26 protein-coding genes, 1 tRNA gene and 1 pseudogene are annotated in these 23739 nt (G+C 69.8%); 11 read left to right on the top strand and 17 right to left on the bottom strand.

What is annotated here, in order from left to right; translation table 11 throughout:
- Window positions 1-166: 166 nt before the first annotated feature.
- Together RTA_RS11405 and RTA_RS11400 are read left to right on the top strand one after the other, a co-directional pair.
- Entirely contained in the window at window positions 167-364 is a 198-nt protein-coding gene (locus RTA_RS11405; protein ID WP_013901555.1) for a hypothetical protein, read from the top strand.
- 83 nt (window positions 365-447) lie between these two features.
- A tRNA-Arg gene (locus tag RTA_RS11400) sits at window positions 448-524 on the top strand.
- Between the two features lie 65 nt (window positions 525-589).
- Here the strand turns inward: RTA_RS11400 and RTA_RS19795 are convergent.
- From RTA_RS19795 to RTA_RS11360, 8 genes are all read right to left on the bottom strand, one after another.
- A complete protein-coding gene (locus RTA_RS19795) occupies window positions 590-1345 on the bottom strand; it encodes a hypothetical protein (protein WP_013901554.1) in 756 nt (251 codons plus the stop codon).
- Window positions 1346-1440: 95 nt separating this feature from the next.
- Window positions 1441-3423 (bottom strand): hybrid sensor histidine kinase/response regulator, encoded by a 1983-nt coding sequence (locus RTA_RS11390; RefSeq protein WP_013901553.1) that lies wholly within the window; start codon window positions 3421-3423, stop codon window positions 1441-1443.
- The gene (locus tag RTA_RS11385) at window positions 3416-4297 is read right to left on the bottom strand and encodes a sensor histidine kinase (RefSeq protein ID WP_013901552.1); all 882 of its coding nucleotides are present in this window, start codon (window positions 4295-4297) and stop codon (window positions 3416-3418) included. Before RTA_RS11385 ends, RTA_RS11390 begins: the two co-directional genes overlap by 8 nt.
- A 2-nt stretch (window positions 4298-4299) precedes the next feature.
- The gene (locus RTA_RS11380; protein ID WP_013901551.1) at window positions 4300-5313 is read right to left on the bottom strand and encodes an ATP-binding SpoIIE family protein phosphatase; all 1014 of its coding nucleotides are present in this window, start codon (window positions 5311-5313) and stop codon (window positions 4300-4302) included.
- On the bottom strand, window positions 5304-5711 hold the full coding sequence (locus RTA_RS11375) for an anti-sigma regulatory factor (RefSeq protein ID WP_013901550.1): 408 nt from the start codon (window positions 5709-5711) through the stop codon (window positions 5304-5306). The genes RTA_RS11380 and RTA_RS11375 overlap by 10 nt, the downstream gene beginning before the upstream one ends.
- Complete coding sequence (locus tag RTA_RS11370) at window positions 5701-6078, bottom strand: STAS domain-containing protein (RefSeq protein ID WP_013901549.1); 378 nt, start codon at window positions 6076-6078, stop codon at window positions 5701-5703. Before RTA_RS11370 ends, RTA_RS11375 begins: the two co-directional genes overlap by 11 nt.
- Before the next feature lie 5 nt (window positions 6079-6083).
- Window positions 6084-6932: an STAS domain-containing protein gene (locus RTA_RS11365; protein WP_013901548.1), complete on the bottom strand. Its 849-nt coding sequence runs from the start codon at window positions 6930-6932 to the stop codon at window positions 6084-6086.
- 110 nt (window positions 6933-7042) lie between these two features.
- Window positions 7043-7261 (bottom strand): hypothetical protein, encoded by a 219-nt coding sequence (locus RTA_RS11360; RefSeq protein WP_041675399.1) that lies wholly within the window; start codon window positions 7259-7261, stop codon window positions 7043-7045.
- Between the two features lie 244 nt (window positions 7262-7505).
- Here RTA_RS11360 and RTA_RS11355 point away from each other — a divergent pair, with 244 nt between their 5' ends.
- The 7 genes and pseudogenes from RTA_RS11355 to RTA_RS21225 all read left to right on the top strand — a co-directional run bounded on the left by RTA_RS11355 (window position 7506) and on the right by RTA_RS21225 (window position 12612).
- Window positions 7506-8021 (top strand): DUF4396 domain-containing protein, encoded by a 516-nt coding sequence (locus RTA_RS11355; RefSeq protein WP_013901546.1) that lies wholly within the window; start codon window positions 7506-7508, stop codon window positions 8019-8021.
- 82 nt (window positions 8022-8103) lie between these two features.
- Complete coding sequence (locus tag RTA_RS11350) at window positions 8104-8514, top strand: hypothetical protein (RefSeq protein ID WP_041675397.1); 411 nt, start codon at window positions 8104-8106, stop codon at window positions 8512-8514.
- 113 nt (window positions 8515-8627) lie between these two features.
- Window positions 8628-8987 (top strand): hypothetical protein, encoded by a 360-nt coding sequence (locus tag RTA_RS20720; protein ID WP_143762961.1) that lies wholly within the window; start codon window positions 8628-8630, stop codon window positions 8985-8987.
- Window positions 8984-10417, top strand: coding sequence for a TolC family protein (locus RTA_RS11345; RefSeq protein WP_013901545.1), 1434 nt, complete (start codon window positions 8984-8986; stop codon window positions 10415-10417). Before RTA_RS20720 ends, RTA_RS11345 begins: the two co-directional genes overlap by 4 nt.
- 16 nt (window positions 10418-10433) lie before the next feature.
- The gene (locus RTA_RS11340; RefSeq protein ID WP_013901544.1) at window positions 10434-11855 is read left to right on the top strand and encodes a multicopper oxidase family protein; all 1422 of its coding nucleotides are present in this window, start codon (window positions 10434-10436) and stop codon (window positions 11853-11855) included.
- 10 nt (window positions 11856-11865) lie between these two features.
- A pseudogene (locus RTA_RS20230) lies at window positions 11866-12369 on the top strand (cupredoxin domain-containing protein); the annotation flags it as partial.
- Window positions 12343-12612: a copper-binding protein gene (locus RTA_RS21225; protein WP_226986164.1), complete on the top strand. Its 270-nt coding sequence runs from the start codon at window positions 12343-12345 to the stop codon at window positions 12610-12612. The pseudogene RTA_RS20230 and the gene RTA_RS21225, both read left to right, overlap by 27 nt.
- A gap of 30 nt (window positions 12613-12642) precedes the next feature.
- Here RTA_RS21225 and RTA_RS11330 read toward each other — a convergent pair whose 3' ends face one another.
- Together RTA_RS11330 and RTA_RS11325 are read right to left on the bottom strand one after the other, a co-directional pair.
- Complete coding sequence (locus tag RTA_RS11330; RefSeq protein ID WP_013901542.1) at window positions 12643-12972, bottom strand: AtuA-related protein; 330 nt, start codon at window positions 12970-12972, stop codon at window positions 12643-12645.
- Window positions 12969-14351 (bottom strand): acyclic terpene utilization AtuA family protein, encoded by a 1383-nt coding sequence (locus RTA_RS11325; RefSeq protein ID WP_013901541.1) that lies wholly within the window; start codon window positions 14349-14351, stop codon window positions 12969-12971. The genes RTA_RS11330 and RTA_RS11325 overlap by 4 nt, the downstream gene beginning before the upstream one ends.
- Before the next feature lie 181 nt (window positions 14352-14532).
- On the opposite strand from RTA_RS11325, the gene RTA_RS11320 reads away from it, so the two are divergent.
- Entirely contained in the window at window positions 14533-14736 is a 204-nt protein-coding gene (locus RTA_RS11320) for a hypothetical protein (RefSeq protein ID WP_013901540.1), read from the top strand.
- 47 nt (window positions 14737-14783) lie between these two features.
- On the opposite strand, the gene RTA_RS11315 is transcribed toward RTA_RS11320, so the two are convergent.
- The gene (locus tag RTA_RS11315; RefSeq protein WP_013901539.1) at window positions 14784-16724 is read right to left on the bottom strand and encodes an acyltransferase family protein; all 1941 of its coding nucleotides are present in this window, start codon (window positions 16722-16724) and stop codon (window positions 14784-14786) included.
- A complete protein-coding gene (locus RTA_RS11310) occupies window positions 16724-17416 on the bottom strand; it encodes a glutathione binding-like protein (RefSeq protein WP_041675394.1) in 693 nt (230 codons plus the stop codon). The genes RTA_RS11315 and RTA_RS11310 overlap by 1 nt, the downstream gene beginning before the upstream one ends.
- Window positions 17417-17476: 60 nt before the next feature.
- On the opposite strand from RTA_RS11310, the gene RTA_RS11305 reads away from it, so the two are divergent.
- Window positions 17477-18190, top strand: a complete 714-nt coding sequence (locus RTA_RS11305) for a hypothetical protein (protein ID WP_041675392.1) — start codon at window positions 17477-17479, stop codon at window positions 18188-18190.
- Window position 18191: 1 nt separating this feature from the next.
- On the opposite strand, the gene RTA_RS11300 is transcribed toward RTA_RS11305, so the two are convergent.
- The 5 genes from RTA_RS11300 to RTA_RS11280 all read right to left on the bottom strand — a co-directional run bounded on the left by RTA_RS11300 (window position 18192) and on the right by RTA_RS11280 (window position 23702).
- Entirely contained in the window at window positions 18192-19466 is a 1275-nt protein-coding gene (locus RTA_RS11300; protein WP_013901536.1) for an acyl-CoA dehydrogenase family protein, read from the bottom strand.
- Between the two features lie 25 nt (window positions 19467-19491).
- Window positions 19492-20592, bottom strand: coding sequence for a phosphotransferase family protein (locus tag RTA_RS11295; protein ID WP_013901535.1), 1101 nt, complete (start codon window positions 20590-20592; stop codon window positions 19492-19494).
- Window positions 20589-21317: a Crp/Fnr family transcriptional regulator gene (locus RTA_RS11290; protein ID WP_013901534.1), complete on the bottom strand. Its 729-nt coding sequence runs from the start codon at window positions 21315-21317 to the stop codon at window positions 20589-20591. Before RTA_RS11290 ends, RTA_RS11295 begins: the two co-directional genes overlap by 4 nt.
- A gap of 88 nt (window positions 21318-21405) precedes the next feature.
- Window positions 21406-22185: an oxepin-CoA hydrolase, alternative type gene (locus RTA_RS11285; protein ID WP_013901533.1), complete on the bottom strand. Its 780-nt coding sequence runs from the start codon at window positions 22183-22185 to the stop codon at window positions 21406-21408.
- The gene (locus RTA_RS11280) at window positions 22182-23702 is read right to left on the bottom strand and encodes a 3-hydroxyacyl-CoA dehydrogenase (protein WP_041675390.1); all 1521 of its coding nucleotides are present in this window, start codon (window positions 23700-23702) and stop codon (window positions 22182-22184) included. Before RTA_RS11280 ends, RTA_RS11285 begins: the two co-directional genes overlap by 4 nt.
- Between the last annotated feature and the right edge of the window lie 37 nt (window positions 23703-23739).

The raw sequence follows: 23739 nt of genomic DNA, 5'->3' as shown, positions 1-23739 counted from the left end.
TAAGAAGAGTCCTGCCTAAGTCCTTGATCCGCAATGTTTGCCCTGCAAATTGGACTAGAAGATCGTAGGTGGGATCCTATCGCTCCGACCATGGTTCTCGTCCTACAGCTGAGGCTGCTGACCTGCCGAACAATCGCCCCAGCGACACCATCGATCGGGAGAAAACGTGAACGAGGCCCTACCGGACGAGCGCCGGTCCAACGCGCAGCGCAATCGCATGTGGCGGCACTACTGCCGTGCCGAGCATGTGCTGATCAGCGTGGGCGAGGGCGAGCGGTGCAACTGGTGCCTGATGGCCGAGAGCGCCGAACCCCAGGAGCAGCGACCCGCGCTGCGGGCGCCTCAAAGCAGCGTGGCCGTGTAGCGCCGCCGCGCCGTGCCGCGGACCGCGCCCGGTGCCGCGGCCGCGTGAAATGCGAGAATCGCCCCGCGCCGCCGGTCGCGCATCTGCCCGTAGCTCAGTTGGATAGAGCAACAGCCTTCTAAGCTGTGGGTCGGGGGTTCGATTCCCTCCGGGCAGGCCAGCCTCTTCCAGAGCCCGTGCATGCGCGGCCTTGATGCGCCCGCGATCCGCGCGGGCGCGGTACTGTCAGGGCTTCGTGCCCAGGAAGAGGAATCCGTCGGTCCTGTTGCCGTTGAGGGCTGCGGCGTAAAGGCGCCGGGCCCCGCTGTCGTAGATGGCCACGCCGTTCACCGTGGCGGAGCCGAGGGCGCAGACACCACCGCCGAAGATGACGCTCACGTTGTATGCGTTGCCGTCCGTGCGCGGTGTGACCGTGCCGGCATAGGTACAACCGGAGCTGGAGCTGCCGCTTAGAGTGCCATCGGCAGCCAGCGCCACCGAAGCCGGTTCGGAGCCGCCGCCGACGGTGCCTGAGCCTGCATAGACCCCCGTGACGGTGGCCAGGCTGGGGGTTTGATCGAATGCGGTGTTGTAGGAGCCGGAGAAGGTCCCGGTACTGCTCCCCGAGACGGAGCCGGAGATGCTCTGCCGGGGATTGACCGTTGCCGTCAGCGTCACCGGGGAGACGACGCCGGCTTCGAGGCTGAAATCCCGTGCGTCGGGGCCGCCGTTGATGGTCCTGCCTGAGACCGAGCCATTGGCCTGGACGGCGCCGCCGATGACGCCGGGGTTGCCCAGCACTGAATACAACGCCCAGGTGCTGCCACTCTGGAAGGTCAGGGCTATCACGGCCCGGCCGTTGCTGGTGATGCCGGTCCAGAGACCCGCCACGTTCGCGGCCGGCGGCGGCGTATCGTCGCCTCCCCCACCACAAGCCGCCAACGCGCCCACGAGGGTGGACAGGACCGCCGCGCCGAGCAGGCGGGTATGCAAGTGCTTCATCAAGTTTCCTCCCTGAACAGCCGCGATCCACGCGGATGCGGCACTGCTGTGGCTCAACTATATGAGCGATCGCATGCAGAACCTAGAGGGCACCGTCAAGCGTGGTGGCGGCGCGCCAGCAATTCCTGGATGGCCGTCAGCAGCGCCAGCGGCTTCAGCGGCTTGGCCAGGTGGAGATCGAAGCCTGCCTCCAGCGCCTTTCTCTGGTCTTGCGGACGCGCGAAGGCGGTCAGGGCGATCAATGGAAGATAGGGGTCGCCGGCCGAGTGGGCCTCCTGCTGCCGCACATGGCGCGCGAGCTCGTAGCCGTCGCGGCCCGGCAAGCCGATGTCGCTGATCAGCATGTCCGGGCGGTGACGGTCCAACTGGGCGACGGCACTGCTGTAATCGGCGGCCAGCCGAACCTCGGCACCGCGGTCGGCGAGCACGATGCTCATCATCTCGCCAGCCTCGCGGTCGTCCTCCACCACCAGCACGTCCACGCCCCTGAGCGAGAGCGCGTCCTGCGTCGCCTGTTCGTCCTGCTCCGGCGCCGTCAGCAAGGCAAGCTCTGCCGCCGCCTGGGAGGTGGGCAACACGACGCGCATCAGCGTGCCAAGGCCGGGCCCGTCGCTCACGGCTTCGACCGTGCCGCCGTGCAGATCGACCAGGTGCTTGACGATGGACAGCCCCAGTCCCAGCCCGCCATGGCGGCGATTGCCCGGCGAGTCGCTCTGCGTGAAACGGTCGAACAGATGGGGGATGAACTCGGGCTTGATGCCGACGCCGAAATCACGCACGTCCAGGCGCAGCCGGTCCCCTTCGCGCGCAAGGCTCACCTCCACCCGGCCGCCGACGGGCGAGAACTTGATGGCATTGGTCATCAGGTTCCAGAAGATCTGCTGGTAGCGGGCCGGGTCCAGGAGCGCCGGCTCGTCCGCCCGCTGGAAATCGGTGTCGACCCTGACCTGCCGCTCCTCCAGCACCGTGGCCAGCGAAGCCAGCGAGCTGCGGACCAGATCCGCCGGGTCGATCCACTGGGCCTCCAGCTGCAGCTTGCCCGAATTGATCCGCGACACGTCCAGGATGTCGCTGATGATCCGCGCCTGGGTCTTCACGTTGCGCTCGATCGCGTCCAGGCCCTTGCCGGTCTCGGGCGTGGCGTTGCGCCGCTTGAGGATGTGCACCCATCCGATGATGGCGTTCAGCGGCGTGCGCAGCTCGTGCGACAGCACGGCGATGAAATCGTCCTTGGTCCGGCTGAGGCGCTCGGCCTCGGCACGGGCCGCCTGCTCGCGTTCCAGCAGGTCGCGGCGGCGCTCCTCGAGCTCGTGCTTCTCGGACACATCGATGGCGGTGGCGATGCGCGCGCCGCCGCCCGCCGGCTGCGAGAGGCTCCACTGCAGATGGACCGGCCGGCCGCTGGCGTGCAGCAGCGGGAAGTCGCCGCGCCAGGCTGCGCCGCCCGCGGCCAGCACCGGGCCCACGCGATCACGGTGGCCGGGGGGCACCAGGTCCAGGACGCCGCGATGCAGCACCTCGTCCTGCCGGCGGCCGAGCATGCCCAGCATCGCCGGATTGGCGTCGAGGAAGCGCCCTTGCTCGTCGATGACGGCGATGCCGCTCTGCGCCTGGTCGTAGATGGCGCGAAGCCGGCCTTCGCTGCGGCGCAGGTCGTCTTCCGCCATCCGCGCCCGTATCAGCGCCTGCAGCGTGGCCACCAGCACGGCGGGTTCGACCGGGTGCACCAGGTAGGCATCCGCCCCGGCGTCCAGGCCGGTCACGTGGTGCTCGTTGCGCACGAAGGCCGCCGACAGGTGCACGACGGGAAGCAGGCGGGTGGGCGGCTGCGACCGCAGCACGCGGCAGACCTCGAAGCCGTTGGTGTCGGGCAGGTGCACGTCCAGCACCACCGCCGAAACCGTGCCCTGGGCGCACAGGGCCAGCGCTTCTTCCCCGGTGCCGGCCTCGGCCATCCGGAAGCCGGCGGCCCGGACCACGCGCCCGGTGGAGTAGCGGGTCGCGGGGTTGTCGTCCACCACCAGCACCGTGTGGCGCGAGCGGTCGATGGTCGCCTGGATGGAGGCGGCTCTATCCACGGGCGGCCTCCCCGTCCGCGGCGGGAACCCTGTCGAGGTGCAGGGGGATGGTCAGCGAGAACACCGAGCCCTTGCCGGGCTCGCTGCGCACCGCGACCTCGCCCCGCAGCAGTCCCGCCAGGCGTTTCGACAGCGCCAGGCCCAGGCCCGTGCCGCGCAGCCGCTTCTGCACCGGCGACTCCACCTGCGAGAAGTCCTCGAAGATGGTCTGGTGGAACTCGGGCGGGATGCCGATGCCGGTGTCGGCGACCGAGAACGTGACGCGCTCTGCCTGGCAGCTGGCGCCGACGCGGACCTCGCCGTGCGGGGTGAACTTGAGCGCGTTGGAGATGAAGTTGCGCAGGATCTGCGACACCTTGCGGTCGTCGGTGTACAGCCGGGGGATGTCCTGCGGCTCCTCGAAGACCAGGGTCAGCTCCGGGTTCGTCAGCACCGGCTTGAACATGCCGCGCAGCGCGGAGAACAGGTCCACCATCTCGAACCAGTCGGCCGAGATCTCCACCCGCCCGGCTTCCACCTTGGCCAGGTCGAGCAGGTCGTCCACCATCTCGGCGAACTCGGCCGCCGTCTGCTGGATGAAGCCGACCTGCTTGTCCTGTTCCTGCGTGAGCGGCCCGTCGACCCGGTCGATCAGCAGGCGCGCGATGCTGCGGATGGCGTTGATCGGGGTGCGGAACTCGTGGCTCATGTAGGCCAGGAACCGGCTCTTGAGCTCGGTGGCGTGGCGCAGCTGCTCCGCCTGGGCGTCCAGTTCCGCGTAAAGCGCCAGCACGCCGCGGTTGGTTTCCTCGAGTTCGTCCCGCAGGGCCTGGGCCTCCCGGCGGCTCGCCTCCAGCGCCGCGGCCAGCTCGGATGCGGTGATCGGCTCGCTCATGCTCAATCCTTGCGGCGCAGGACGGCCACGGTGGCGTCATCCCGCCCGCGGCAGTGGTCGCGCAGCAGCAGCGCGGCGGCGATGGCCGGGTCGCGCCCCAGCACCGGACGCAGCAGCTCCGGCTTCCAGCGCGTTTCGATGCCGTCGCTGCACACCACCAGCAGGGCGTGGGGCGGCCAGGCGACGCTGGTCTCCTCGGGTGTGCGGATGGTCAGGCCCACCGTGCCATGCTGGGTGAGCAGCGTCCGGTCCGTGGTGCCGGACACCAGGCGCGCGACGACATTCCCCGCGCCGCAACTGCGGACCGTGCCGGACCCGTTGTCGGCATGCAGCGCCATCAGGGCCGCACCCCGGGTGGAGCGCAGACGGGCATGTGCGCGCTCCAGCATGCGCCGGGGCGGCGCCAGCGGTTCCTCCATGAACTCCTCCACCGAATGCTGCGCCGCCTCGGCGGCGGCGACGCCATGGCCCAGGCCGTCGGTGACGAGCACGGCCGCCCGGTCGCCGTCGAGCGCGAAGGCCCAGGCGTCGCCGCACACGCGCTCTCCCGGGGCCGGGACCGACACGGCGGCGGCACACAGGCGCTGGTCCGACCCCGGCTCGAGGCCTGCCGCATGCACGCGGGCAAGGACGATGGTGCCCGACGGAACCTGCGAATGGATGTCGAATACGTCCGCCTGCCGGCGGACCGCGCCCAGGCCGGTGCCGGGTGTTCCTGCAGTCGAATAGCCGTCTCCCATGCACCTGTCGAGGTTCCCTATGCCGGGCCCGCGGTCGATGGCAAGCACCTCGACCTCGCGGCGGTCCGGGCGGGCGCCGAGCAGCAGCCGCCCGTCCGTGGCGTGCCGCAGCAGGTTGGTGCCCAGTTCGTTGACGATGATCGCAAGGCGGCCGGCTTCCACCTCGTCGAGGCCGCACTCCCTGGCGAGCTGCGCCGCATGGCGCCGCGCCTCGCCCACCCGGCTGGGATCGCCCACCGGGACATCGAGGTGCCGCCTGCCGGTGATCACTTCCACCGTGTGATGCTCACGCAGGTGCCCTGGCCGGGGGCGGAACGGACGTCGAATTCATGCACGAGTCGCTTGCTGCCGGGCAGGCCCAGGCCCATGCCCGCGCCGGAAGTCCAGCCGTCGGTCAAGGCCAGCCTCAGGTCGGCGATGCCGGGGCCTTCGTCCTCGAAGTGCAGGCGCAGGCCGCGCTTCATGCCTTCCTCCAGCACCTCCCAGCGCATGCGGCCGCCCCGTCCATGCACCAGGGTGTTGCGCGACAGCTCGCTGGCGGCCGTGATCATCTTGGTCTGGTCGACCAGCGAGAACTTCAGCTGCTGGGTGAGCGCGCGCACCTTCTGCCGGGTCACCACGACGTCTTCCTCGGCGCGCACCGGCAATTCGCCGCGGGTGTCCTCAGCGGGCAACGGCGTTCTCCGCGCGGCGCGCCTGGGCCAGCAGTTCCATACCGCGCTCGACGTTCAGTGCGGTGCGCACACCTTCGAGCGAGAGCCCAAGCTCGACCAGCGTGATGGCGACGGCGGGCTGCATGCCGACCACCACCGTGGTGGCGTCCAGCACGCGCGAGATGCCCGAGATGCTGGCCAGCATCCGCCCGACGAAGGAGTCGACCACCTCCAGCGCGCTGATGTCGATCAGCACACCCTTGGCATCGCTGGACGCGATCTTGTTGGCGAGGTCATCCTGCAGCGCCAGGGCCATCTGGTCCTGCATGTCGACCTGGATGGTGACCAGAAGCGTCTGGCCCATCTGCAGGATGGGGATGCGGTACATGGGCGCTACGCCGCCTTGGTGATGGTGTAGCCGCGCTGCCGCAGCGCCAGCGACAGGGCATCGGCCAGGCTGGCCTTGGAGGCGATCCCCTGGAGGTCGATCCCCAGGTGCACGATGGTCTGCGCGATCTGGGGACGGATCCCGCTGATGACGCACTCGGCGCCCATCAGCCGGATCGCGCTCACGGTCTTGAGCAGGTGCTGCGCCACCAGCGTGTCGACGGTGGGCACGCCGGTGATGTCGATGATGGCCAGCGTCGCGCCGGTTTCCACGATGCGCTGCAGCAGCGTCTCCATCACCATCTGCGTGCGGCCGGAGTCCAGGGTGCCGATCATGGGCACGGCCAGCACGCCCTCCCAGAGCTTGATCACGGGCGTGGAGAGTTCCAGCAGGTCCTGCTGCTGGCGCTGGATGATCTCCTCCCGGGTCTGCTGGTAGGTGGACACCGTCCACTGGGCCATCCTGTCGACCAGCACGGAGAGGTTCCACAGGGCCTGCAGCATGGCCTGCGGGTCGCTCGTGGCCCGCTGGAGCGCCGTGAACATGGGGCGCTTGAAGGCGAGCACGAACACGCTGGTGTCGGCCGCGCTGTGGCCTTGGGCGGCGCGGGAGCGCGACAGCGACTCCAGGGATTGACGCAGCTTGGACCAGGGCGCCGCCTCGAACTGCTCGGGATCGGCCCCGGCTTCCAGCGCATCGCGGACGCCGTGCAGGATTTCAGCGGCTTCCCCCTCCATCGCCCGCCGCTGCGCGTCGGTCATCCGGACGCTGCTGCTGGCCTGCAGCCACTCCGTGCGGATCTGGTTTTCGTGTTGGCGCAGGACGGCGAGAACGACTTCGCTTGGCTGGTTCATGTTCGGGGAGCTGGGGACCGAGAAAATGAAGCGGCGGAGTCTAGGGGGCTACTCATCGGCCGCGTGTAGGACAGTGCCCACAACGACGTGAGCCCACCTCCGACAGGGCCTCAGCAGCAAGGCTGCGTCGCGGCGGCGCCTGCATCCTCGAGCGCGCCGCCATTGTCCGCGTGCAAGGCCAGCAAGGGCAGGAGCCGGGCCGCCAGCAGGACGGTCACCGCCAATGCGCCGACCGCGACGCCAGCAAGCGCCTTCAAGGCCGCAGGCTTCTCGCTCGGCTCGACCTGGACATGGAATCGCTTCATGGCTTTCTCCTTCAGGGTGGTCATTCGGTGCCGCAGGGAGCGGCTTTATTGAATTCAACAATTCAAGAATAGTTGAAATAAAGAATAGTGCAAGCGGCGGACTGCAGGAACACAGGTTCAACACGCACAAGGCCGCAGCCGTCCGGCTGCCCACGGCGCCGGCGCTCGCATGCCGAGCTGATCTCGACGGTGGAACTGATCAAGCGGGGGGCTTGACCTTGCCACGGTGGCAAGCTTCACGATGGAGCCTTCCAACCAGGAGACTGCCATGGACGACGCACCGCATCGACATCACCACACCAGCCACCCCGCTGGACACGACGGGCACCGGCGGCCCGCAAGCGGCCAGCCGAGCCTGAACGCCATCGCCTTCCGGGCCACCGTGCACTGCCTGTCGGGCTGTGCGGTCGGCGAGGTGCTGGGCATGGTCATCGGCACCGCGGTCGGGCTCTCGAACGGGGCAACCATCGCGTTGGCCGTGGCGCTGGCCTTCGTCTTCGGCTACGCGTTCACCTTCTTCCCGCTGCTGCGCTCCGGAATGACGCTGCGCGCGGCGGTCCGCGTGGCCTTTGCCGCCGACACGGCCTCCATCGCCTTGATGGAGCTGGTGGACAACGGGATGATGCTGGTGATCCCCGGCGCGATGGACGCGGGGCTCGCCGCGCCGCTTTTCTGGGGAGCGCTGGCGGTTTCGCTGCTCGTCGCCGGTACCGCCGCCTTCCCGCTCAACAGGTTCCTGATCCAGCGCGGCAAGGGGCACGCGCTGGCGCATGCCTCCCATTAGGAATTCACGGCATGCACGGTTTTGTGGGGAATGGTGGCCGCGCCATTGCGCTGCCCGCAGCTTGCGCTAGCATGGGGACGTAATGTCGATTCTCCGTCTCGTCATCGCTTGGCTCGTCATGACCGTGCTGCCCTTGCAAGGGTTCGCCGCCGCGTCCATGCTTTTCTGCGGGCAGGCGGCCCATTCGACTTCCGTGCAGCTTCATGCCAGCCATGACCATGCGTCGCACGGGCACGAGGGCCACGGCCATCATGACCATGCAGGCGCCAACCTGACTCAGCAGCACCTCCCCGAAGTGTCGCAAGCCGCCGACGGGACCGTGGATGACGGGCACTCTTGCCCGATCTGCGCTTCGTGCTGCAACCTCGTCGCGCTCTCCGATGCGCCGACTTCGGGCCTGAGCGGTGACTCTCCCCGCTCAGAGCCGTCCCAAGACGCATCCCGCGTGCTCACGCGCGACGCGTCCACCCCCGATAAGCCTCCTCGCGCCTGAGCGCGGCCCTCCGCCCCGGCCATAGCTGGGGCGCGCCGCCGCATTCCCGTTCCGGCTCCTGAGCAGGCCGCGCAAGCGCCGCCAGGCCCACGCAACGACTCGCACGAGGACCCATGTCAATCTCGACCAGAACGATTCTTTTCGGCGCAGCCGCGCTCGCGGCGAGCCTTCCACTGGCCGCCCAGATCCCCGGCGCCACCCAGCCCTCGGCTGGAACCAGTGCCAGCGCGACCTACGCCTCCGCTTTCGAGGGTTACCGCCCGTTTGCTGCCGGAGATGTCCAGGATTGGCGCAAGAGTAACGACACCGTCCGGGACATCGGCGGCTGGCGCGCGTACGCCCGCGAGATCGCCGGCAGCGCGCCGGACGGTGCCGGCCAGGCGCAAGGCCCAGCCGCCCAGCCTGCAAGGCAAGGGCAGGCGCCAGCGGTGTCACCGAAGGCCACCGATCCGCATCAGGGACATCCCAAATGAAGGCAAGACGATCACGGAAACTCGCCGTGGCGCTGACCGCAACCCTGGTGCTCGCTGGCTGCGCCGCCCCGAACATGGACGCGGCCTTGCGGGAGGCCAACTCCATGGCCCGCCCCGTTGCCGGGGGCGCAAGCGCCACGCTCGCGCGGGATGATGCCGGGCGCGAGGCTTCCGCCAAGCTTGCCGCGGCTATCCTCTCCAAGCCATTGACCATGGACGGGGCCGCTCAGCTCGCGCTTGCCAACAGCCCGGCTTTCCAGTCCGCGCTCGCGCAGAGCTGGGGCGAGCTCGCGCAGGCGCGACAGCGCGGTTTGCCCGGCGGCGTTGTCTTCTCCTTCGAACGGCTGCGCGAAGGCGCCGACCTCGAAATCGGGCGGCTGCTGTCCATCGGGCTCTTCGACCTGATCACGTTGCCGCAGCGGCGAGCCGCCTCTCAGCTCGACGGCGAGCACGCGCGCGTTCGGATGGCTTCGAGCATCGTCGAGCAGGTGTCCAATGCCCGCCAGGCCTGGGTGAAGGCGGTCGCCGCAAGCGAGATCGAGGTTTACGCCGTCCAGGTCCAGGAGGCGGCGGACGCCAGCGCGGAGCTGGCCCGGCGTCTGCAGGGTGTCGGAAACTTCACCAAGCTGCAGGCGGCCCGGCAGCACCTGTTCTACGGCGACGCGACTTCGCGTCTGGCCTCGGCCAGGCAAGCGGCGGTCTCGGCGCGCGAGGAGCTGGTGCGCCAGCTGGGACTCACGGACGAACAGGCGGCGGGCTTGAAGCTGCCCGAGCGCCTGCCGGACCTGCCCAAGGCGCCGAAGGCTCCCGATGAAGTCTCCAAGGCGCTCGCCTCGCAGCGGCTGGACGCACGCATCGCGCGGCTCGAGCTTGAAGCGGCCGGCCGGGGCCGCGGCGTCGACCTGGTGTCGAGCCTGGTCGACGTGGAGGCCGGCGTGCGCCGCGACACCCTCTTCGAAGGCAACGGCGAGAGGGCGAGCGTCCGCGGGTTCGAGCTGGAGATCCGGCTGCCCCTGTTCGATTGGGGCGCCACCCGCCGGGCCGCGCTCGACGCCAGGTCGCTGGCGGCCGCCAACCGCTACGAGGCGTTGGCGCGCGCGGCGAGCTCGCAGGCGCGCGAGAGCTACTCGGCTTACCGCACCGCCTACGACCAGGCCAGGCACCAGCGCGAGGAGATGGTGCCGCTGCGCAAGACGATCTCCGAGGAGAACCTGCTTCGCTACAACGGGATGCTCATCGGGGTGTTCGAGCTCCTGGCCGATGCGCGCGACCAGGTCAACGGCGTGATCGCCTCCATCGAGGCGCAACGCGACTTCTGGCTGGCCGACGCCGCCCTTTCATCCACCCTGATCGGCAGACCCATGGCTGGTGGCGCTGCGTCCGCGCCAGCGGCAGGCGCGGCTGCCGGCAGCAATGCAGCCGCCCACTGACCGACACGAGGAACTGATGACTCAACCCAACCGACGAAGCTTCCTGACGGGCGCCGGCGCCATCGCGGGCGCGGTGACCGCCGCGAGCGTGAGCAAGGTGGCCATGGCCGCGTTGCCCGAGCCGGTCATCCAGACCACGCCCGACACGGCCGGGCCTTTGGCGCCGAACTCGGGGCGCCCCTACAACCCGGTCGTCACGCTCAACGGCTGGACGCTGCCCTGGCGCATGAACAACGGCGTCAAGGAGTTCCACCTGGTCGCCGAGCCCGTGGCGCGCGAGATGGCGCCGGGCTTCAAGGCCCACCTGTGGGGCTACAACGGCCAGTCGCCCGGGCCCACCATCGAAGTGGTCGAGGGCGACCGGGTGCGGATCTTCGTGACCAACAAGCTGCCCGAGCACACCAGCATCCACTGGCATGGCCAGCGGCTGCCCAACGGCATGGACGGCGTCTCGGGGCTGACGCAGAAGGCAATCCCCGTGGGCAAGACCTTCGTGTACGAGTTCGTGGCGCGCCGGCCCGGCACCTTCATGTACCACCCGCACGCCGACGAGATGACCCAGATGGCGATGGGGATGATGGGGTTCTGGGTCACGCACCCCAGGGCCAGGCATCCGCTGATCGAGGAGGTGGATCGCGACTTCGTCTTCCTGCTCTCGGCCTACGACATCGAGCCGGGCGCCTACACGCCCAAGATCATGACCATGCTGGACTTCAACCTCTGGGCGTTCAACAGCCGGATCTTCCCCGGCATCGACTCGATGAACGTGAGGCTGGGCGACAAGGTGCGCATCCGCGCGGGCAACCTGACCATGACCAACCACCCGCTGCACCTGCACGGCCACGAGTTCATGGTCACCGGCACCGACGGCGGGCCCACGCCCAGGAGCACGCGCTGGATGGAGGTCACCACCGACGTGGCCGTGGGGCAGATGCGGCAGCTGGAGTTCCTGGCGGACGAGGAAGGCGACTGGGCCTTCCACTGCCACAAGAGCCACCACACCATGAACGCCATGGGCCACGATGTGCCGACCATGATCGGCGTGGACCACCGCGACGTAGCCAGGAAGATCGGCAAGCTAGTGCCCGACTACATGGTCATGGGCGAGCGCGGCATGGCGGACATGGGCGAGATGGAGATGCTGCTGCCCGACAACACGGCGCCCATGATGACGGGGCAGGGCCCCTTCGGCGGGCTGGAGATGGGCGGCATGTTCACCACCGTGAAGGTGCGCCGCGGCCAGAAGCCCGGCGACTATCAGGACCCGGGCTGGTTCAAGCACCCGGCCGGCACCGTGGCCTATGAGTTCACGGGCCAGCTCCCCGAGCCGGCTCGCGCGCAAGCATCCAGGCAGCGGGCGGCAAGCGAGGTCCCGTTCCGGGACGTCGAGGTGCGCGCCCGCAAACCTGTCGGCAGCAACGGCCACAGCGGCCACTGAAAGAGAAAGCATGAAGCATTGCAAAGCGACCCGCGTGGCGGGTTCCATCCTGGCAGCCGCGGTATTGTTCGCAGCCCCGGCGGCTTTCGCGCACGAGAGCCACGGGAAGGCGACGCCCGCTGCCGCCGTCAAGAAGGAGCAGAAACCCTGGGGCGTCGCCGGGGACGCCAGGGACGCCAAGCGCACCATCGAGATCGCGATGACCGACGACATGCGCTTCACGCCGGCGAGCATCGAGATCAGGCAGGGCGAGACCGTGAAGTTCCTGGTCCGCAACAAGGGCAAGGTCCTGCACGAGATGGTCATCGGCGACAAGACGACGCTGGACGAGCACGCCGCCCTGATGGCCAGGTTCCCCGGCATGGAGCACGACGAGCCCTACATGGCGCACGTCGCCGCCGGCAAGCAGCAGAGCCTGGTGTGGACGTTCAACCGCGCCGGGGACTTCGACTTCGCCTGCCTCATCGCGGGCCACTACCAGGCCGGCATGGTCGGAAAGATCAAGGTCGCCCAGCTCACGCCCGGCGCGGCCGCCGATCTTGCGGAAGGCGAGGTGCGCAGGGTCGACAAGTCCGCCGGCAAGATCACGCTCAAGCACGGCGAGATCAAGAACCTGGACATGCCCCCGATGACCATGGTGTTCGGCGTGAGGGATCCGGCCATGCTCGACAAGGTCCAGGCGGGGGACAAGGTGCGCTTCCGCGCCGCCGAACAGGGCGGCAGGTTCACCGTCATCGAGATCGACGCCGTGAAGTGAGGCCGGGCCCGTGCCGGACGGAAGCCCTGCTCAGTCGATCCGGATGGGGAGGGTGAGCAGCAGGCTGGACAGGCACTTGCCGTGGGTGTCCAGGTTGAGCGAGTCGTTGACGCCGCCGTCCAGCACGTCGTCCAGCACGAAGTTCATGGCGTGCAGGTTGGGCAGCAGGTAGCGCCGCACCGCGCTCGGGCGCCGCGTCGCGAACAGCGCGGCCACCCGCTCCTCCGTCACCTGGGCGACCAGCCGCGGCCAGTGCCGCGGCTCCAGCGCGATCAGGCTGATGCAGGAGCGGTTGCCCTTGTCTCCGGTGCGCGCATGCGCCAGCGTATGCAGCTGCACGGCCGGGATGGCGGGGTTCATGGATGGAAGCTCCAGCTCGGTTGGACCCATTCGCGCGGCACGAAACAGGAGTCGCTGGCCAGCCGCGGCGTGATCGTGGTGCGTACGCCGCCGCCGCCGGCGGGGCCGCAGGTGTACAGCGCCGTCACCTCGCGCACCACCTGTTCGGCGTCGCTGCGCCGGTCGGCCGCGGCGGCGATGCGCAGCCGCACGTCGGGGGCGGACGGCGGCTGCGGCTGGTCCTTCCACCAGCGCCCCGCGTCGTCGGCGAATACGCTGGCCACGCCGATCAGGTCCTGACGCACCTGCAGCGCACCCAGGCCCAGCATCTGCAGCCGCTGCGTGACGATGTCACCGGCCAGCCGCGCCCGGGCCGCGGCCTGGGGCCCGGCATAGGAGATCTCGCCTTCGGCCAGCCATCCGCCTTCGCGGCACACCGTGGCCTTCAGCGTCGCGGGACGCGCATGGCCGCGCACGCCGCGTACCTCCACCCGGTCGGATTGCAGTTCCGTCACGCTGCACCGGGTGATGTCCGCCACCACGTCAGGCGTCAGGTAGGCGGCCGGATCGTGGATCTCGTAGAGCAGCTGTTCGATCACCGTGCGGCGGGTGACGCAGCCGCCGGTGCGCGCCGCCTTGCCGACGACGAACCGGCCGTCGGCGTGCATCTCCACGATGGGGAAGCCGACGTTCGCCAGGTCCGGCACGTCCTTGATGCCGGGGTCGGCGAAGTAGCCGCCCGTGACCTGCGCGCCGCATTCCAGGAGGTGGCCGGCCATGGTGCCCGCGCCCAGCAAGTCCCAGTCCTCCAGGCCCCAGCCGAAATGGGCGAGCATAGGCCCCAGGGCCAGGGCCGGGTCCGCGACCCGGCCCGTCACCACCACCTGCGCGCCGGCGCGCAAGGCCTGCGCGATCTCGAAAGCGCCGAGGTAGGCATTCGCGCTGACCAGTTCCTTGCCGCGCAGCGAGGCGGGCAGGACGGCCGCGAGCTGCTGGGCGGGCAGGGCGGCCAGCAGGTCGTCGCCCTGGACGACCGCGATGCGCAGCCTGGGCAGCCCCAGCTGCGCGGCCAGGGCTTGCACGCGGGCCGCGGCGCCCGCCGGATTGGCGGCGCCGAAGTTGCCGACGATGGGGATGCCCGCCTCGACGCATGGCGCCAGCACGGGGATGAGAAAGCGGTCCAGGGTCGGCTCCCAGCCCAGGGCCGGGTTCTCGCGCCGGCGCAGCTGCGCCAGTGCCAGGGTGCGCTCCGCCAGGGTCTCGTACATCAGCGCGGCCGGCCCGCCTGCATCGGCCAGCGTGCGGACCACGGGAAGGGCGGCGTCCCAGCGGTCGCCGGAGAATCCCGCGCCGCAACCGATGCGCAGCACCCCGGCCGGTGCATCGCTGCGTGTGTTCATGGCCGCAGCGCCCTGCGGTCGGGCTGAAAAGAGGGCAGGAGAGGGTGGATCATCGCCAGGGCCTAGCAAACCCCGGCAGGATAGCCGCCCGTGCAAGCGCGAGCCGAACTCTTGCGAATTCTGACCGTCGGGTACAAGCCATTAACAGTCAAGGGTACGCAAGCCGGACCATTGTCCTGGCATGGACGACATCGACATTGCACTGACGCTCAGGGAGGCGCTCGAACTGGCGCGGGCCGAAGAGGCGGAGGCCCTGCGCCGGGCCAACAACCTCCGGGTGCGGGGAGGATCCTCCGAGGACATCCGCGCGGCCGTTTGCGAAGCGCAAGCCCGCCGTTCCACGGTGGCGCGGCTGGTGCTGGAGCTGCGCGGCCGCATGCAGTGAGTTCCCCGCCCGGGTGTGCTGGTGCGGCTGTCAGGACGCCGCCGGCATTATCGGGCCATCGGACTGCCCGCAGGCAGCTTCAGGGCTTTGTCCAACCGCGGCTTCAGCGCCATGGCGCCAGCCAGGCTCAGGTGGTGTGCATCGCGGTACAGGGGCACGCCGTCGCGCACCACGGTGCACCCGCCGTTGCACAGCCAGCCCAGCGGGTCCACCCAGCGGTACTGCGGGCCCTGCGGCATCTGCTGCGCGATCTGCAGGAAGGCGGCATGGGCTTGGCGCTGCTGCGCCAGCGACGAGTCCAGCAGGTCACGCCCGGTCACCCGCTCCAGGGCGAGCGCGGCGGGCACGCTGCGGTCGTGCACTGGGACGGGACCGATGAGCACCGTGCTGCGCTGGTGGGCGTGCAGCCAGTCCAGCGTATGCATCAGCGCCTGCCGCGCCGCCTCCAGGCCCTCCAACTGGAGGCCGGGCCCTACGGAGCGCAAGGGTCCTTCGTCCCGGAAGTACGTGCTCCAGAAGCCGGCCAGGACCACGGATCGCAGTTGCGGGTGAGCCTGCAGGTGCTGCTGCACGGCATTGGCGCTGCGCAGGCACGAAGGGGTCAGCAGGCTGTCGACCTCGATCAGCGGCGCGCAGCCGGTGGTAACGAACAGGACCGCGGCCTTGCCTTGTTCCCGTAGACTGGCGTGCAGGGCCGGCGCCCAGGCGATCATGTGGCTGTCGCCCCAAAACGCCATGTCGGGCTGGGCGTTCGCATCGCCCAGCCGGCAGGCATCCTGCGGTTCGCGCTGCGCGCATTCCATGTACGGGATGTCGGGCTGCCGCGCCCCGTCCAGCAGTGCCACGGCCGGCTCGAACCGGCCTGCGTAGCCATCCTGCGCCAGTCCGGCCACGGCGATCGCGGCGGCAATGGCGGCAAAACCGGCCGACGCGATGGCCAGCCGGCGCGGCCGCAGCGTGGGCCGGCGCCAGGGCTGCTCGATGAAGCGGTACGAGCCTGCGGCCAGCAGCAGGCTGGCGGCCAGCAGGGCGGGCAAGGTCCACGTCGGCAGGGGCGCCAAGCCGTTGAGGTACTGGGCGAAGACCAGCATCGGCCAGTGCCAGAGGTACAGCGAGTACGAGACCAGGCCCAGGGCCACCATGGGCCGGCACTGCAGCAGGCGGGCCATGCGCGTGGCGCCGCCGGCCCCGCCTTGGATCACCAGCACCGCACCCCCCACCGGCAGCAGCGCGGCCAGGCCGGGGAAGACCGTGAGCCCGTCATAGAGCACGCAGGAGGCCGTGATGGCCGCCACGCCCGCGCCCACCATCAGCTCGCGCCCCGCCGCCGAGCGCACCGGCGGCAGGTGCCCCAGGGCCAGCAGGGCGCCGGCCAGCAGTTCCCAGGCCCGGAAGGGTGCCAGGTAGAACACGGCGGAGCTGTTGGCGCGAACCCAGCTGGTCGCCAGGGCCAGCGAGACCAGGGCGCCAACCAGCAGCAGGTGGAACAGCCCACGGCGGCCGGCACGCCAGCACAGCAGCAGCGCTATCGGGAACAGCAGATAGAACTGCTCCTCCACGCCCAGCGACCAAGTGTGCAGCAGCGGGTTGAGGGCTACTTCGGTGGCCTCGAAATAGCCCTGCTCCTGGCGCCAGAACACGAAATTGGAGGCGAACAGCAGCGTGGCCAGCGCCGCCTTCAGCGTGGCCGCGTAGTCGCTGGGCAGCAGCACGAGGTACCCTGCCAGCAGGGTGGCGCCCAGCATGGCGAACAGCGCCGGGAAGATGCGCCGCGCGCGCCGCTCGTAGAAGCGCAGGAAGGAGAACCGGCCCGCCGCCATCTCGCCCGCGATGATGCGGGTGATCAGGTAGCCGGAGATCACGAAGAACACGTCCACCCCGACGTACCCGCCGGGCAGCAGGTCGTAGGCGAAGTGGTGGACGACCACCGCCAGCACGGCGACGGCGCGCAGGCCGTCGATGTCGGGGCGGTAGGCGGGGGCGCTCATCAGCGCCGCTCGTACTGCGCCTTGCCGAACAGGATGTCGCGCGTCTTGTCGTCGGTGAGCGGCTGGCGCAGCTCGGCCAGGACCTTCACACCGCGCTGCACGGCGGGCCGCTCGGCGATGGTGTTGAACCATCGTTCCAGGTGCGGGTAGTCCGACAGCGTCACGCCCTGGTTCTGCCAGCTGCGCAGCCAGGGGAAGGTGGCGATGTCGGCGATGGAGTACTCGTCGCCGCCCAGCCAGCGGCTTTGCGACAGGCGCTTGTCGATCACGCCGTACAGCCGCTTGGCCTCGTTGCTGTAGCGGTTGATGACGTACTCGATCTTCTCGGGCGCGTAGATGCGGAAGTGGTGCGCCTGCCCCAGCATGGGCCCGACCCCGCCCATCTGGAACATCAGCCATTGCAGCACCTCGTACTTCTGCCGGTCGCCCGCGGGCAGGAAGCGGCCGGTCTTGCCGGCCAGGTACACCAGGATGGCGCCGGACTCGAACAGCGAGATCGGCTGGCCGTCCGGCCCCTGCGGGTCCACCAGGGCGGGGATCTTGTTGTTGGGGCTGATGCGCAGGAACTCGGGCTGGAACTGCTCGCCGGCGCCGATGTTCACCGGCACGGCGCGGTACGGCAGTCCGCACTCCTCCAGCATGATGTGGACCTTGTGGCCATTAGGCGTGGGCCAGGAAAAAACTTCGATCACGGGAGTGTCTCCAGATGAGTTTGAGCCAATAATCGGCACTTTAGGCCAAAGCCCGCACCCATGTTCGACCGCATCAGGAAGGTGTTGTCCGGTTCCGCTCCCGGCCTGCGGCGCGGGCCGGGAGCGGACCATGCATCGCCGTCGCTCGAACCAGTCTCGCAGTGGGCGAGCACCCAGGGCATGGCGTTCACCCAGGGCTCGGGCCCCGGCTCGGGTTCGGGCTTTGCCCTCAAGGGCTATGTCGGCGGCAAACCCTGGCGCCTGGAGCTGGGCCGGCCCAGCCGGGACTACATCCACGGCCAGGAGCTGCGGGCCCGCGCCGAGCTGGGCATCGACGAGGACGCCGCGGTCCTGCTGATGAACCGCCCGCTCAAGGACGCACTGGAGAAAAAAGCCTACGCCACCTACACCGACGGCCTGCAGACCATCGCGGCCATGGGCCTGCCGGAAGAGATCCGCTGGCTGTCGCTGTACCAGGAGGTGGGCTGGGACAGCCTGCCGCGCGAATTCTGGGCACGTTACGCCGTGCTGGCCGACCGCCGCGAGAACGCGCTGGCGTGGATCGATCCGCCGCTGGCGCAGCAGCTGATGGCCTGGCCCCAGCCGGCGCCCGGCCCCGAGGTGCCCTTCATGCTCCTGCTGCTGCGCGGCAAGGCCTACCTGCGCATGCAGTACGACTCGGCCAGCATGTCCACGTTCCAGCACGCGACGGCGGTCTTCACCGGCGCCTGCGAGGCCGCCATCGGCGGCCTGCCGGCCGGCCGGCCGCGCTAGCTCAGCTGCCGCGGGTCACCGCAGCCTGGGCATCGCGGCCGTAGCTGCCGTACTTGCCCAGCTCCCACTTGGCGATGGCGTTGCGGTGCACCTCGTCCGGGCCGTCGGCAAAGCGCAGCGTGCGGGCGTGCGCATAGGCCGAGGCGAGCGGGAAGTCGTCGCACATGCCGCCGCCGCCGTGGACCTGCATCGCCCAGTCGATCACCTGGCAGGCCATGGAGGGTGCCACCACCTTGATCATGGCGATCTCGGTCCGGGCCACCTTGTTGCCGGCCATGTCCATCAGCCAGGCGGCCTTGAGCGTGAGCAGGCGCGCCATGTCGATCTTGCAGCGCGCCTCGGCGATGCGCTCCTGGGTCACGGTCTGCTGTGCCACGGTCTTGCCGAAGGCCACGCGCGAGGAGGCGCGGCGGCACATCAGCTCCAGGGCGCGCTCGGCCAGGCCGATCAGCCGCATGCAGTGGTGGATGCGGCCCGGGCCCAGCCGGCCCTGGGCGATCTCGAAGCCGCGGCCCTCGCCCAGCAGGATGTTGGAGGCCGGCACCCGCACGTTGTCGAAGAACATCTCCATGTGGCCATGCGGCGCGTCGTCGTAGCCCATCACGTTCAGCGGACGCACGATGCGGATGCCCTTGGCGTCGGCCGGCACCAGCACCATGCTCTGCTGGGAGTGGCGCGGCGCCTCGGGGTCGGTCTTGCCCATGGTGATGAAGACGGCGCAGCGCGGGTCGCCAGCGCCGGAGATCCACCACTTGTGGCCATTGATCACGTACTCGTCGCCCTGGCGCTCGATGCGGGTGGAGATGTTGGTCGCGTCGGAGGAGGCGACCTCGGGCTCGGTCATGGCGAAGGCCGAGCGGATCTGGCCTTCCAGCAGCGGCTTGAGCCAGCGCGCCTTGTTCTCCTCGGAGCCGTAGCGCGCGATGGTCTCCATGTTGCCGGTGTCGGGCGCCGAGCAGTTGAAGACCTCGCTGGCCCAGGGCACGCGCCCCATGATCTCGGCCAGCGGCGCGTATTCCTGGTTGGTCAGGCCCGCGCCCTGATAGCCGGAGGCGGCGGCGCTGTCCACCGGCAGGAACAGGTTCCACAGGCCGGCGGCGCGAGCGCGGGTCTTGAGCTGCTCGATCACCTTCAGGGGCGTCCAGCGCCTGCCCGCCGCCGTGTTGGCCGCCAGTTCCTCGTCGTAGGCGTTCTCGCTCGGGTAGACATGGTCGTCCATGAACTTCAGCAGCTTGGCCTGCAGTTCGCGGGTCTTGGGGGAGTAGTCGAAGTCCATGGGTTCCTCGGGGGAAAGGGAAGGGTCAGGCCCGGCGGGCGAATTGCCAGGCCATCTCGGCCAGGCCGCGCGCGCCGGCGCCCGCGTTGGCGGCCTGCGCGCTGGAGGCGGTGCCGTCGCGCGCGCGCCGGGCGATGCCCTGCAGGATGGCGGCCAGGCGGAACAGGTTGTAGGCCATGTAGAAGTTCCAGTCGGCCTTGAGGTCGGCCACGCTGGCCAGGCCGGTGCGGTCGCAGTAGCGGCGGATGTACTCGTCCTCCACCGGGATGCCCAGGGCCGCATGGTCCAGGCCGCCGATGCCGCGGAACGAGCCGGGCGGGATGTGCCAGGCCATGCAGTGGTAGCTGAAGTCCGCCAGCGGGTGGCCCAGCGTGGACAGTTCCCAGTCGAGCACGGCGATCACGCGCGGCTCGGTGGGGTGGAACATCAGGTTGTCCAGCCGGAAATCGCCGTGCACGATGGAGGTCTTGCCCGCATCGCGCGCGCCCGCCGGGATGTGCGCCGGCAGCCATTCGATCAGCCGGTCCATCTCGTCGATGGGCTCGGTGATCGAGGCCGTGTACTGCTTGCTCCAGCGGCCGATCTGGCGCTCGAAGTAGTTGCCGGGCTTGCCGTAGCCGGCCAGTCCGCGCGAGGCGAAGTCCACCGTGTGCAGCGCCGAGATGACGCGGTTCATCTCGTCGTAGATGGCGCCGCGCTGCTCGCGCGACATGCCCGGCAGCGACTGGTCCCACAGAACGCGGCCCTGCATGAACTCCATGACGTAGAAGGCGCGGCCGATCACCGACTCGTCCTCGCACAGCGCGTACATGGCCGGCACCGGCACGCCGGTGCCGGCCAGGCCGCGCATGACGGCGAACTCGCGCTCGATGGCATGGGCCGAGGGCAGCAGCTTGGCCACCGGTCCCGGCTTGGCGCGCATCACGTAGCTGCGCCCGGGCGTGACCAGCTTGTAGGTGGGGTTGGATTGGCCGCCCTTGAACATCTCCACGCCCAGGGGCCCGGCGAAGCCCTGGAGGTTCTTCCCGAGCCAGGCCGACAGGGCGGCCGTGTCGAAGGCGTGCTTCTCGGAAACCGGGCGCGTGCCGATGAAATGGTCGAAGTTGCCGGGGGTGCTGCTGTTCATGCTTTCTCGTGGTCGGCTTCGATGATGCGCATCAGCGCGTCGCGGTTGCGCACCACCAGGCCGCCCGGCTCGATGCGGATGACGTTCTCGCGCTCCATGGCCTTGAGCTCCTGGTTGACGCGCTGGCGCGAGGCGCCCAGCAGCTGGGCCAGCTCCTCCTGGGCCAGCTGCAGGCCGATGCGCATCCCGCCGCCGTCGGTCAGACAGGGCACGCCGTAGCTGCGCACCAGGTGGGTGAGCTGCTTGGCCAGGCGCGCGCGCAGGGGCAGGGTGTTGAGGTCCTCCACCAGGCCGAACAGCTGGCGGATGCGGCGCGCATGCAGCCGCAGCATGGCCTCGTACAGCTCGATGTGCGAGGCCAGGATCTTGCGGAAGTCGGCCTTGGCCACGCACAAAATGGTGGTGTCGCCATGCGCATAGGCGTCGTGCGTGCGCCGGTCGCCGTCGAAGATGGCGACGTCGCCGAACCAGATGCCCGGCTCCACGTAGGTCAGGGTGATCTGCTTGCCCGAGATCGAGGTCGAGCTCACCCGCACCGCGCCGCGGGCGCAGGCGATCCACTCCTCGGGCGGGTCGCCGCGGGCGGCGATCAGTTCGCCGTCCTTGTAGCGTCGGACGTAGGCGCATCGCAGGATGTCGTGCCGCAGGGAAGGGGACAGGGAGGAGAACCAGCGACCGGAGTTGATCGCCTCGCGTTCCTCGATGGTAAGAATGGGGTCGTCCATGGTCTGTCTTGCCGGCGACTGGCCGTGCGCGCATTGTCGCGTGCGGGACCGCGGCGGTCCCTCAGGGTTGTCACCCGAGCCGGCCGCGCTATTCGTAGCGGGGCGTCTGCTTGGCCAGGAAGGCCTCGATGCCGATGCCGCCGTTGGCATGGTGCAGGTTGCGCACGAAATGGTCGCGCTCGCGCGCGAGCTGCTGGCTCAGCTGTGCACCGGAGGCCTCGTTCATCAGCTCCTTGATGCTGGCCAGCGCGTTGGGCGCCCGGGCGTTGAGCCGCTCGGCCAGGGCCAGTGCCTCGTCCAGGGCGGCGCCGGGCGGCGTCAGGCGATTGACCACGCCCAGCGCCTGCAGCCTCGGGGCGGCGATGCGCTCGCCGCCCATCAGCAGCTCGCTGACCAGCTGGCGGGGCAGCGCGCGGCTGAGGTGCCAGCTGGCCCCGCCGTCGGGCGACAGCGCGACATTGCTGTAGGCCATCACGAAGACCGCGTCCTGCGCCGCCACGATGAAGTCGCAGGCCAGCGCCAGCGAGAAGCCGGCGCCGGCGGCCGCGCCTTCGACGGCGGCGATCACCGGCTTGGGGAAGGTGCGGATCTCCTCGATCCAGCCGTGCAGGCCGCTGATGCTCTGGGCCTGCACCTCGGGCGGCTGGCGCCGGTTGGCCAGCAGGCGCTGCAGCTGTCCGCCCGCGCAGAACATGCCGCCTTCGCCGGTGATCACCACGCTGCGCACGTCGGGGTGGTTGTCGGCGGCGATCAGCGCCTCCACGCCGGCCGCGTAGATCTCCGGCCCGAGCGCGTTGCGGTGCTCGGGGTTGCTGAGGGTCAGCACCATGGTGGCGCCGTGGCTGGTGCTCTTGAGGACGGCGGTCATGCCTCCTCCTGCAGCAGGGACAGTCCGATCGCGCCGCGGCGGCGCAGCCAGGGGCTGGGGCGGTAGCGCGGGTCGCCGTAGACGGTCTGCATGTTGAACAGCACCTCCAGGACGTTGGCCGGCCCCCAGCGGTTGCCCATGGCCAGCGGCCCGAGCGGGTAGCCCAGCCCCAGCGTCACGGCGGTCTCCAGGTCGGCCGGGCTGCAGATGCGCTGCTGGCAGATGTCGGACGCGATGTTGACGATGGCCGCCACCACGCGCTGCGTGACGAAGCCGGCCGAGTCGCGGATCACGCTCACGGCCTTGCCGTCGCGCGCGAACAGCGCATGCGCCGCGTCGCGCATGTCGGCCCGGGTGGCCGGGTTGGTGGCCAGCACGCGCCGCTGGGTGGCCGCGTCCTCGACCAGCAGGTCGATGCCCAGCGTGCGCGCCGGATCCAGGCGCTCCACCACCGCGACCGTGGTGACGTCGAAGCCCAGGGGCGCGACCAGGGTCAGGGCCGCCGAGGAGGGGGACTGGCCGGTCTCGATCTTCGCGCCCAGGTCCTTGAGCAGCTGGTACAGCTCCTGGCGCCGGGCGGCGCGGGTCGATACCCACACCGGCGGCAGCTCGGCCACCTGTGGCGCTGGCGGCTCGGCCGGCACCTGCGCCTTGCCGTCGGCGTAGCGGTAGAAGCCTTCGCCCGCCTTGCGGCCCACCACGCCGCCGGCCAGGCGTTGCGCGGTGATCACGCTGGGCCGGTAGCGCGGCTCGTCGTAGTACTGGCGGTAGATCGACTCCATCACCGGGTGCGACACGTCCAGCGCGGTGAGGTCCATCAGCTCGAAGGGCCCCAGCTTGAAGCCGACCTGGTCGCGCAGGATGCGGTCGATGGTGGCGAAATCGGCGACGCCCTCGCCGACGATGCGCAACGCCTCCGTGCCATAGGCACGTCCTGCGTGGTTGACGATGAAACCCGGCGTGTCCTGCGCCTGCACCGGCGTGTGGCCCATCTCGCGGGCCAGGCGGGCCAGGCGCCCGCACACCGCCGGCCCGGTCTTCAGGCCGGCGATGACCTCCACCACCTTCATCAGCGGCACCGGGTTGAAGAAGTGGTAGCCGGCGAAGCGCGCGGGGCGCTGCAGCCCGGCCGCGATGGCCGTCACCGACAGCGATGACGTGTTGGTCGCCAGCACGGTGTCGGGGCCGACGATGCGCTCGAGCTCGGCGAACAGGCTCTTCTTCACGTCCAGCCGCTCCACGACCGCTTCGATCACCAGCTCGCAGCCGGCCAGCGCCTGCAGGCTGGGGGCGGCCTGCAGCCGTGCCTGGGCGGCCTGGACGGCGGCGGCCTCCATGCGGCCCTTGTCCTGCAGCTTGCCCCACTGGGTGATGATGTCCTGCCGGGCGCGGGCCACGGCCTCGGGCTGGGTGTCGTACAGCTGGACGGTGCAGCCGGCCTGGGCGGCGATCTGGGCGATGCCTTTGCCCATGGCGCCGGCGCCGACCACACCGACGGTGGTGAATGCGGTTTGCATCGGCGGATTATCTGGCACCGGGGTTTCGCCAATGGCG

The sequence above is a fragment of the Ramlibacter tataouinensis TTB310 genome (assembly GCF_000215705.1).
GTDB classification, from domain to species: domain Bacteria; phylum Pseudomonadota; class Gammaproteobacteria; order Burkholderiales; family Burkholderiaceae_C; genus Ramlibacter; species Ramlibacter tataouinensis.
Note: the sequence above shows the minus strand (reverse complement) of the source record. Positions and strands in the feature narration are given on the sequence as shown.